Genomic DNA, 10,469 nt, shown 5'->3' on the forward strand with positions numbered 1-10,469 from the left:
CTGTTCCCTGAGCATTATTATTCCTCATAATTTAAATGATTTACTTTGCTATCGACTCATGCACCGGAAGCATGTTACTGACATCGATAATATTTAAAATAAGCACGTTCTTAAAAAGAACTAAGGATTTTATATATTACTCTGCGGGATATATGATTTTTAAATCTATGAGGATAAAGTTCCCATATTCTTCGGGTATTATTACCTCAAAGAATATGGGAATAGCGTCTTACTTACAACACACCTTGGGCCAGCATTGCGTCTGCCACTTTAACAAAGGCTGCAATATTCGCGCCGTGTACATAGTGGGTTTGCTTGCCTTCGCCACCGTATTCAACACAAGATTGATGAATATCGAGCATGATGTGATGCAAACGGACATCAACTTTCTCTGCCTTCCAGCTCAGGCGGGCCGCGTTCTGCGCCATTTCCAGACCTGATGTGGCAACACCACCGGCATTGGCGGCTTTACCCGGTGCAAACAGCACCCCTGCATCAAGGAAAGCATCAGTTGCCTGAATAGTCGTAGGCATATTAGCGCCTTCGGCAACGGCTTTAACCCCGTTGGCAATCAGTTGACGTGCCGCTGGCAGGTCCAGTTCGTTCTGCGTCGCACATGGCAGCGCGATATCAACCGGTACACTCCATGGCTGCTGATCGGCTAAATAGACCAGATTACGTTCACGGGCATAATCTTCAATACGACCATAACGATTGTTCTTAATCTCAGCCAGATGAGCCAGTTTTTCTGGGGTAAAGCCTGTTTCATCAACCACCGTACCACCTGAGTCAGAAGCGGTAATCACTTTGGCACCCAGCTCCATGGCTTTTTCAATAGTGTATTGTGCGACGTTTCCGGCACCGGAAACCGAGACTTTTCGACCTTCAAAACCTAAGCCGTGACGTTTTAACATGGCGTCGGTGAAATAGACCAAGCCATAACCGGTGGCTTCCGGACGAATCAGACTACCGCCGAAGGAGAGACCTTTGCCGGTGAAGACACAAGCGGTGTTATTCGACAGTTTTTTCATCATGCCAGACATAAACGCCACTTCACGGCCACCAACACCAATATCACCCGCCGGAACATCGGTATCCGGGCCGAGATGACGATACAGTTCCATCATCAGTGCCTGGCAAAAACGCATCACTTCAGCCTGACTTTTTCCTTTAGGATTAAAATCAGAACCGCCTTTGCCGCCCCCCATAGGCAGGGTTGTCAGGGCATTTTTAAAGGTCTGTTCAAAACCAAGGAACTTCAGAATCGATAAGTTTACTGATGGGTGGAAACGCATCCCGCCCTTATAAGGACCAATCGCCGAGTTAAACTGAACACGCCAGGCGCGGTTAACCTGAACTTTACCTTGGTCATCAGTCCAGGCAACGCGGAATTGAATAACACGTTCTGGCTCAACTAAGCGCTCCAGTAGGCTTTGTTCACGGTAATGTGGGTTTTGCTCCAGAAAGGGCCAAAGTGACGTGAAGACTTCACGTACTGCTTGGAGATATTCTGGTTGGTTGGCATCACGTTGTTGTAAAGATTCTAAAAACGACTCCAGAGAGGTTAAACCATTCATCACTAATAATTCCTTGTACCAATTAAGACTCTCCCTACACCTTTTTGCGAACTATTATTATTATCCAAATAGTGAGGAGACGATGTTGTGCATCTTCGACTATATCACTGGTTTATATTCATACAGCAAGGGATTTTGACAAAAACTTAGCAGGGTTATCAATGAGTGGCTATCGGGGCTTGGCGGGGGTTGTTGATTAAAAACGCCCGCAAAAGGCGGGCGTTAAAGCTAAACAGGATGACTCTCGCGAAACTTATTCGTCTTCGGCGTCGTCATCGCGCAGTGGCACGATAAGCATATCGACATGTACGGTATTGATCAGTTGGCGTGCTGAAGACATCAATTTGCTCCAGAAATCCTGATGATGGCCGCATAATACCAAGTCCATATCATATTTCTTAATGGCATCAACCAGTACCTGGCCCAAATCGCCGCTACCGCTGAGGGTTTGCTCAATTGGGTAGCCCGCATTTTGCGAAAGCTCAGTTAATGCATTATGGGTTTCTTCAGAGATACGTTTTTGCATATCGCCAAGATTAACGTCGATCAGACCGGTATAGAGGTCTGAGTAGTTAACATCAACATGGATCAGGGAAACTTTGGCATTGTACGGTCTGGCCATGGAGACCGCCTTTTCCACCAATACCTTACTTTCTGGAGATAGGTCAACCGCAATCAGAATGTGTTTGTAAGCCATAAGTAAACTCCTTCCATAATGTTAATTAATGGGTAAGCAAACATTCAACCTGTTGAACGGGTGCTAACACGGTATCTGCATACTATCATTATGACCCCTAACTGAAGTGTTTCACGGATCACAACGCACTGTTTTGATGATGATCACTAAAGCATTCGTATGTCATTTTGCACCAAATTGCACCAATAAGTGATGAGATTCGCCGGTTAATTGCCTTGGCGCACGGTGAGAATACTTGAATTTAAAGCAGATCATTATCTTAAGTATAGCGCTGATAAATCATCATGATTAACGGAATTTCATATTTGTGATGCAAATATAATTTACAAAAAACAGCGGCCAAATTTATCTAATTCAGTTAAGAAAGATTAATATTTAAGCTGAATTTGTATGGATTCTGAGCATTTATCCGTGGCAGATATTCGATATAAGTTAATGCTAATCGATACTTAACAAATGCCTAAATAGGCTTAATTTAGAGATTATCAGGCTATTTTCCATTTCATTTCCTACACTGATAAAGGGAGTCCTACACGTTCGGATACTGTGTCGAACGAACAACGTATCGAGCATAGTCAGAAAGCGGACGATAGGGGGTGTTTTTTGAGGCCCTGGGGGTGTTTGTATCGGCTAGAGTGAGCGATGGCACAGAGGTTCAGGTGATTGAGCCAATGTGTGAGATATCGCTGGGAGGATAATTATGATCAGTACCGTCGCGCTTTTTTGGGCTTTATGTGTGGTATGTGTGATTAATATGGCACGTTATTATTCATCTCTGCGTGCTTTGTTAGTGGTATTACGTGGCTGCGACCCGTTGCTGTATCAATATGTTGATGGTGGTGGCTTTTTTACCTCCCACGGTCAGCCGAGCAAACAAATTAGATTAGTGGGTTACATCTTCGCCCAACGTTATCTTGATCACCACGATCCTGAGTTTATTCGCCGCTGTGAGAGGCTACGTGGGCAATTTATACTGACCAGTGCATTATGTGGATTGGTAGTGGTCAGTCTGGTGGGTTTAATGTTGTGGTATTAGTATGAATTATTGGCAGAGAAGCATTTAAAAAGGCGACCTGATAAGGCCGCCTTTTTTATTTACCATAACCGTTCAATATGCTTACTGCCCGGTCTTATCACCGTGCCAGGTTGAGGCGCACTATGATAGTAATACGTTTCGCTGGGTTTAAATGAATCTTAGAGCCACCCAGTACAACCCACCGGAAAGAAGAATAGATATTGGTAAGGTTAATACCCACGCCAACATAATGTTCTTCACCGTTTTACTCTGAACACCACCGCCATCAACCAACATGGTCCCGGCAACTGCTGAAGAGAGTACTTGCGTTGTCGATACTGGCATACCGGTATAACTCGCAATACCGATGGAAACCGCCGCAGTCATCTGGGCAGAAACCCCTTGCGCGTAAGTCATGCCTTTCTTACCAATTTTCTCACCGATGGTGACTGCCACACGTTTCCAGCCAATCATGGTACCCAAAGAGAGGGCCAGAGCGACGGCAACGATGATCCAGGTCGGTGCATATTCCACAGTTTCCAACAAATCTGTACGCAGATTATTGAGGAAACGGCGGTCTTCAGCACTGGTTTCAGGCAGCTTGGCAACAGTCCCTGCGGTTTCGGCAACACACATCAGCAAGCGACGCATATGGCTGCGTTGATCAACCGTCAGGTCGTCATAGCTTTGCAGATTAGCCAGCAACGTTTGAGCATGATCAATGGCAATCATGGCGCGTGAGCTATCACAATGGAACTGTGCCGGTGTATTCGGCAATGTTTCTGGTGCAGGTACCAGCGGTTTCAGCGCGACAGCATGAGGTAACACCTCAACATGTTGCTGATAATATTGTTGCAGATGGGTCACTGCATCGCGGGTGCGGGCAATATCATAACCGGTTGCATTCATATTCACGACGAACCCAGCCGGAGCCACGCCGATTAATACCAGCATGATCAAGCCAATCCCTTTCTGACCATCGTTAGCGCCATGAGAGAAACTCACACCGATAGCCGATAGAATCAGCGCAGTACGGGTCCAGAAGGGCGGTTTACGTTTACCGTCTTTCTTTTCACGTTCAGCAGGTGTCAGGTGAATACGTTGCTGTTTCTTGGACCCGTTCCAGTAACGACGTAGCAGGAACACCATCAAACCGGCAATAACCAGACCCACAATCGGGGATAAGATTAATGACAGGAAGATTTGAATCATCTTAGGAACGTTCAGTGCATCTACAACAGATGTACTGGTCATTAATGCATTGGTTAAACCAATACCGATGATTGCACCAATTAGCGTATGAGAGCTGGAAGCCGGGATACCGAAATACCAAGTGCCCAAATTCCAGATAATCGCCGCCAGTAGCATAGAGAAGACCATAGCCAACCCATGCGCCGAACTGACGTTTAACAGCAGATCAGTAGGCAATAAGTGAACGATAGCATAAGCCACGCTCAAACCGCCCAGCATCACGCCGAGGAAGTTAAACACCCCTGCCATCACAACAGCAACCTGTGAACGCATGGCACGGGTATAGATTACGGTCGCGACCGCATTGGCTGTATCATGAAAACCATTGATGGCTTCGTAAAACAGCACGAACAACAAAGCAAGAACTAACATTAGGCCGGTATGGAAATCCAGGCCAGCGAAAAGATGTAGCATAAGCGTTACGCCAGTTTGTGGACATGAACGCGGCGCATTATCAGTGACAATGGGGGGTGGGGAAAAGGAAAATATGACCTTTTTTTGACATGACCGCAGACGAATTCGTCTTATTGAACAACATATGCATGTTATATCAGCAAGTTACTTAGTTTTACCGTATGAGACATTTTCTTACTATGGCGATATTCCTGCGAGCGACTTACAATCTCCCGCCGCCAATTTGTCGGTTGAATGCGCTAAATAATATAATAATCAGCCAAAAGCGGGCAATTTTGCAGCGATGATGATTTTACTCAGTGAGGCCCAGTGTGGAACAGTTTGATGTGGTAGTGATAGGTGCAGGTGCTGCGGGGCTATTTTGTGCCGCTCAGGCCGGACAAGCCGGATGTCGGGTGTTGTTGGTCGATAACGGCAAAAAGGCTGGGCGCAAGATACTGATGTCTGGTGGTGGCCGCTGTAATTTTACCAATCTCTTTGCAGAGCCTGCCGCGTATCTGTCACAGAATCCTCACTTCTGTAAATCTGCCTTGGCACGTTATACCCAATGGGATTTCATCGATCTGATGAATCGCTATGGCATTGCCTGGCATGAGAAAGCGCTAGGGCAGTTGTTCTGTGATGACTCTGCTCAGCAGGTGGTTGAACTATTACTGAAAGAGTGTGAGCTGGGGCAAGTCACGATTCGGTTGCGTAGCGATGTTTTGTCGATTGAAAAAAGCGACACCGGGTTCGTATTACAAATTAATGATTTGGAAGTGAGCACTAACTCACTTGTCGTCGCCTCTGGCGGACTCTCTATGCCCGGACTTGGTGCTTCACCGTTCGGCTATAAGCTGGCAGAACAGTTTGGCTTGAAAGTCCTCCCTACCCGTGCGGCGTTAGTCCCGTTCACCTTGCACAAACCGCTGCTGGAGCACCTGCAAACATTATCTGGGGTTTCCGTGCCTGCGGTGGTCACCGCCGAAAATGGCGTTAGCTTCCGTGAGAGTATTTTGTTTACTCACCGTGGGCTTTCTGGTCCAGCAATTTTACAACTTTCAAGTTATTGGCAGGCTGGTGAGTATGTGAGCATTAACTTACTTCCTGATACTGATTTAGACGATTTTCTAAACAGTGAGCGAAAAAACCACCCTAATCAGACACTAAAAAATACTCTGGCTCAACGGTTACCTAAGCGGCTGGTGGAGTGCCTTCAGACCTTGGAGCAACTGCCAGACGTTACCCTGAAGCAATTAAACGCGCCGCAGCAGGCCGCGTTAGTCGCCAATCTTCAACAATGGCGAGTGCAGCCCAATGGCACCGAAGGTTACCGTACTGCTGAGGTCACTCTTGGTGGTGTTGACACCCAAGAGCTCTCCTCTAAGACAATGGAGGCCCATAAAGTGCCTGGAATGTACTTTATTGGCGAGGTTGTTGATGTCACTGGCTGGTTGGGTGGCTATAACTTTCAATGGGCCTGGAGCTCTGCCTGGGCCTGTGCGCAGGCATTGGCGGTTATGCGGAAACAATAAAGTCTGTTCAGTGACGCTAAAATTCGAATAGACTCGCTTTTAATGACATTAAAATTTGTTTCTTAGCTTTATATCAATAAGTTGGATTTATTTTCCACCATGCTAATTTGACGTGGCTAGAACGCTGATTGCAGTATTAAAGACAATATTAATTGTTTGTAGTTAGGGTTTATGGTTAGGAAGTTGGTGTAATAAGGATCACTTCAAGTGATCCTTAACTGATTGGCATTACGCCCAATGGGGGTGTTTTTTATTGTTCCCCCCCTATATTCCCGAACAAAACTCGGAAAGGTCTACCCCGGCACAGATTAACGCCTAAATCCTCCCTCGGCCGAATCTTTTAAAAGACAATAAAACATTTAGAAAGTACCTTGATTAAGGTGCTCATTATTCTGCGTTATCTATCATGAGTATCATTAATAACATCATGATAAGAATCGTTATTCACTTCTGGAGAGATTTATGAAGGCGCTTTTACTGAAACAGTTACCACGGTGTAAAGCATTACTGGCTCTGATGGTTGTTGGAGCCTGCGCTCTGCCTCTTGGCTTCCCGACGATCAGTATGGCTGCCGCACCCACGCAGCAACAGACGCAGGTTCCCGGCTACTATCGTATGGCATTAGGTGATTTTGAAGTCACAGCCATCTATGACGGTTATGTAAAGCTGGGTACCAATCTGCTGAAGGATATCAATGAGAAAGATATTCAGACGCTGCTGTCCAGCATGTTTCTTGATAGCACCAACGGGGTACAGACTGCGGTAAATGCCTTCTTGATCAATACCGGTACCAACCTAGTCTTAGTTGATGCCGGCACCGCACAATGTTTCGGGCCGACACTGGGTGCTGTGGTCGATAATATTCGTGCTGCGGGTTATCAGCCTGAGCAAATTGATACTGTATTGCTGACCCATCTACATCCCGATCATGCCTGTGGTATTAACAATCAGGGTAAAGCCGCATTCCCTAATGCTACGGTGTATGTGTCAAAAGGGGATGCCGATTTCTGGCTGAATAAAGACGTCGCCAGTAAAGCTACGCCAGAACTGCGCCCAATGTTTGAAAAATCAATGGAATCGGTTGCCCCTTATGCGGCAAACAATAAATTAAAAATTTACACTGCTGGTGACACCTTATTACCAGGCGTCAAAGTGGTGCCAACGCCGGGCCATACCCCGGGGCACACTTCATATCTTTTCACCTCAAAAGGCGACAACTTGCTGGTGTGGGGCGATATTGTACACAGTCATTCCATCCAATTTGCGCGCCCGAATGTCTCTTTAGAATTTGATACGGATAGCAAACAGGCAGTGGTCACGCGCAAAGCTATCTTTGCCACCGCCGCTAAAGACAAGCTGTGGGTGGCGGGCGCTCATCTTCCGTTCCCTGGTTTGGGCCATGTCCGGGCAAATAAAGTTGGCTACACTTGGGTGCCGATAGAATACAGCCCGATGATTGAGAAGAAATAAGGTAATAACACTAAACTGACCATAGTGAAATCTATGGTCAGTCCTATTTTATCCGATCTATCATGGAGTTAGCGCGGCATGACTATCAACGCAATGCCTGAAGAATATTATAGGCAGCTTGCACACGAACAGGATTAGGGTAATTCTTGTTAGCTAACATCACTATGCCAATATTTTCCTCTGGGATGAAGACAATATAGGCTCCAAAGCCATTGGTAGCACCGGTCTTATGCACCCAGGATGCCCGTGTTGCTGGGTGTGCTGGCAGCAATTCCTCAACTTTACGCGGTTTCAACGCGATATCATTGCCACTGTCGGCGATGACCTCCTGTGGGTTGATAGGCCAGTTATACATTTCCCATCCCAACCCCTGGAACATCTCCCCCGCCTGGAAATAGCGAGACTGAGCCGCGATGATGGCTTTCTTTAACTTATCGTTTTCGGCAGGTAGGCTGTCTGGGTCCATATTGGCCTGCATATATCTCACCATATCTTTCGTGGTGGTTTTCACCCCATAAGCTTCCTCACCCAGCATGCCCAATGTAACGCGTACTGGCTGACCATCCTTATATCCCCATGCATAGCTTGACTGCATCGATTCAGGGACGGTGATAAAAGTATGTGTCAGTTTTAAGGGCTGGAATACATACTTTTTCATGTAGTTTTCGAAGGTTAATTGGCTTTTTTTCACCGCCAACGCCCCGAATAAACCAATACTGGCATTGGAGTAATTGCGCATCACTCCAGGTGCCCATTGTGGCTGCCATTGCTGATAATATTGCCATAATGATTTTTGGTCTGTAACCGAATCGGGCAGTTGAAGAGGTAGCCCCCCCGCAGTGTAGGTTGCCAGATGCAGCATTTTCACATCTTGCCACTGACTACCCGTTAGTTCAGGAGCGTATTCCGTCACTGGATCATTAAGGTTCATAATGCCGGTTTGCATGGCATATTCCCCGGCTATTCCGGTAAAGGTCTTACTTACTGAACCGAGTTCAAACAACGTATTCTCAGTGACTGGGATATCTGCTTTTATATCCGCTACGCCATAGTTAAAAAACTGTGGCTTTCCGTCATAAAATACAGCGACGGCCATGCCGGGAATATTCTGTTGTTCGATCAACGGCTTAAGGGTGTTATTGACGATAGTCGCAACCTGTTGCTCCGTAAGTATGGTTTGTGCCGAGGTATAAAATGGCGAAGTTGCGATAGCGGTAAAGACCAAGGTATTGATTACAGACTTTTTCAACATTAGAAAATCTTCCTTAGATTGATAAACAACAAGCAGTGTGTCTCCTTCTGCGTCGCTGATTTTGCGATGATTGACTATGGATAACAATCGATTATATTTAGTGTTTGATAATAGAAAATCTAACAGATAATCCTATGGTACGCAGTTATATTCCCCTAAATTCACTTCGCGCCTTCGAAGCCGCAGCCAGACAGTTAAGTTTTACTAAGGCTGCTATCGAATTAAACGTTACCCATGCAGCAATAAGCCAGCAGGTCAAAGCGCTGGAACAACGCCTCAATTGCCGTCTGTTTATTCGTATTTCACGCGGATTAGTGTTAACAACCGAAGGTGAGAATCTCCTACCGATCCTTAATGATTCCTTTGATCGTATCGCTGACACGCTAGACCGTTTTTCCGCTGGGGTAATGCGTGAGAAAGTCAGAGTAGGTGTGGTTGGGACCTTTGCAACCGGCTATCTCCTGCCGCGCCTGAGGGATTTTCAACAACGTTATCCACATGTGGATGTTTCACTTTCAACGCATAACAACCGTGTTGATGTGGTGGCTGAAGGGCTGGATTATGCTATTCGCTATGGCAATGGTGCCTGGCATGATACTGAGTCGCAATTTTTATGCGATGCGCCACTTGCTCCTCTGTGTGCTCCCTCGTTAGCGGGATGTTTACACCATCCTGATGACCTGCAAAAATTTACGCTGCTTCGTTCCTATCGTCGCGATGAGTGGTCGGCATGGTTTAGTGCGGCTGGAGGATGTGTCCCTTCACCTTCGCAGCAAATAATAGTGTTCGATTCGTCGGTGAGCATGCTGGAAGCGGCGCAGGCAGAGATAGGCATTGCGCTGGCTCCACCGTCCATGTTTACGCATCTGTTACTCAGAGAACGCATTATCCAGCCCTTTAGCACCACGATTAGCCTGGGCGGGTACTGGTTAACCCGGCTACAATCGCGCACAGAAACTGCCGCGATGCGGGATTTTTCTCTGTGGTTATTATCTGAGATGAAATCTGAACTCAGCCTTGGCAGACCACTAATTTAGCAACCACTGATTCTATTCAGAAACCAGTATACTAACGCTACATTTTGGCAGCGAAGAATATAGGTTTCTGTTATTTCCTCCCTCTAGCACAAATTTCCCTCAGTATTTGTGCCGAATTCAGTATGAATAATAAATAGACGATAACATGGCTGATATATAGAAAATTGCCACGGATAAAATACATGCATGACGGATAAAATTCCCACCTTAATGATGAGTAATAAAGGTGGGCATTTTACTTT

Annotated in this window: 8 protein-coding genes; 4 read left to right on the forward strand and 4 right to left on the reverse strand. The window is 46.2% G+C overall.

Translation table 11 applies throughout. The features are described from left to right. Nucleotides 1-233: 233 nt before the first annotated feature. On the reverse strand, nucleotides 234-1,577 hold the full coding sequence (gene gdhA, locus V2A85_RS18880; protein ID WP_083161335.1) for an NADP-specific glutamate dehydrogenase: 1,344 nt from the start codon (nucleotides 1,575-1,577) through the stop codon (nucleotides 234-236). 253 nt (nucleotides 1,578-1,830) lie between these two features. Further along, a complete protein-coding gene (uspA, locus tag V2A85_RS18885; protein WP_083161333.1) occupies nucleotides 1,831-2,274 on the reverse strand; it encodes a universal stress protein UspA in 444 nt (147 codons plus the stop codon). Nucleotides 2,275-2,974: 700 nt separating this feature from the next. Here uspA and uspB point away from each other — a divergent pair. Then, a complete protein-coding gene (gene uspB / locus V2A85_RS18890; protein WP_005187112.1) occupies nucleotides 2,975-3,310 on the forward strand; it encodes a universal stress protein UspB in 336 nt (111 codons plus the stop codon). A gap of 147 nt (nucleotides 3,311-3,457) precedes the next feature. On the opposite strand, the gene pitA is transcribed toward uspB, so the two are convergent. After that, nucleotides 3,458-4,954: an inorganic phosphate transporter PitA gene (gene pitA, locus V2A85_RS18895; RefSeq protein ID WP_083161331.1), complete on the reverse strand. Its 1,497-nt coding sequence runs from the start codon at nucleotides 4,952-4,954 to the stop codon at nucleotides 3,458-3,460. 311 nt (nucleotides 4,955-5,265) lie between these two features. Between pitA and V2A85_RS18900 the strand changes: the two genes are divergently transcribed. Both V2A85_RS18900 and V2A85_RS18905 read left to right on the forward strand, forming a co-directional pair. Further along, nucleotides 5,266-6,468: an NAD(P)/FAD-dependent oxidoreductase gene (locus V2A85_RS18900; RefSeq protein WP_372560278.1), complete on the forward strand. Its 1,203-nt coding sequence runs from the start codon at nucleotides 5,266-5,268 to the stop codon at nucleotides 6,466-6,468. A gap of 462 nt (nucleotides 6,469-6,930) precedes the next feature. Further along, nucleotides 6,931-7,938: an MBL fold metallo-hydrolase gene (locus V2A85_RS18905; protein ID WP_420072097.1), complete on the forward strand. Its 1,008-nt coding sequence runs from the start codon at nucleotides 6,931-6,933 to the stop codon at nucleotides 7,936-7,938. A gap of 85 nt (nucleotides 7,939-8,023) precedes the next feature. Here V2A85_RS18905 and ampC read toward each other — a convergent pair whose 3' ends face one another. Continuing rightward, a complete protein-coding gene (gene ampC, locus V2A85_RS18910) occupies nucleotides 8,024-9,190 on the reverse strand; it encodes a class C beta-lactamase (protein WP_372560280.1) in 1,167 nt (388 codons plus the stop codon). 134 nt (nucleotides 9,191-9,324) lie between these two features. Between ampC and ampR the strand changes: the two genes are divergently transcribed. Then, on the forward strand, nucleotides 9,325-10,227 hold the full coding sequence (gene ampR / locus V2A85_RS18915) for a LysR family transcriptional regulator AmpR (protein ID WP_420072098.1): 903 nt from the start codon (nucleotides 9,325-9,327) through the stop codon (nucleotides 10,225-10,227). Nucleotides 10,228-10,469: the final 242 nt, after the last annotated feature.

Origin of the sequence: Yersinia sp. 1252 StPb PI, from assembly GCF_048593885.1 — a bacterium.
Classification (GTDB): Bacteria; Pseudomonadota; Gammaproteobacteria; order Enterobacterales; family Enterobacteriaceae; genus Yersinia; species Yersinia enterocolitica_E.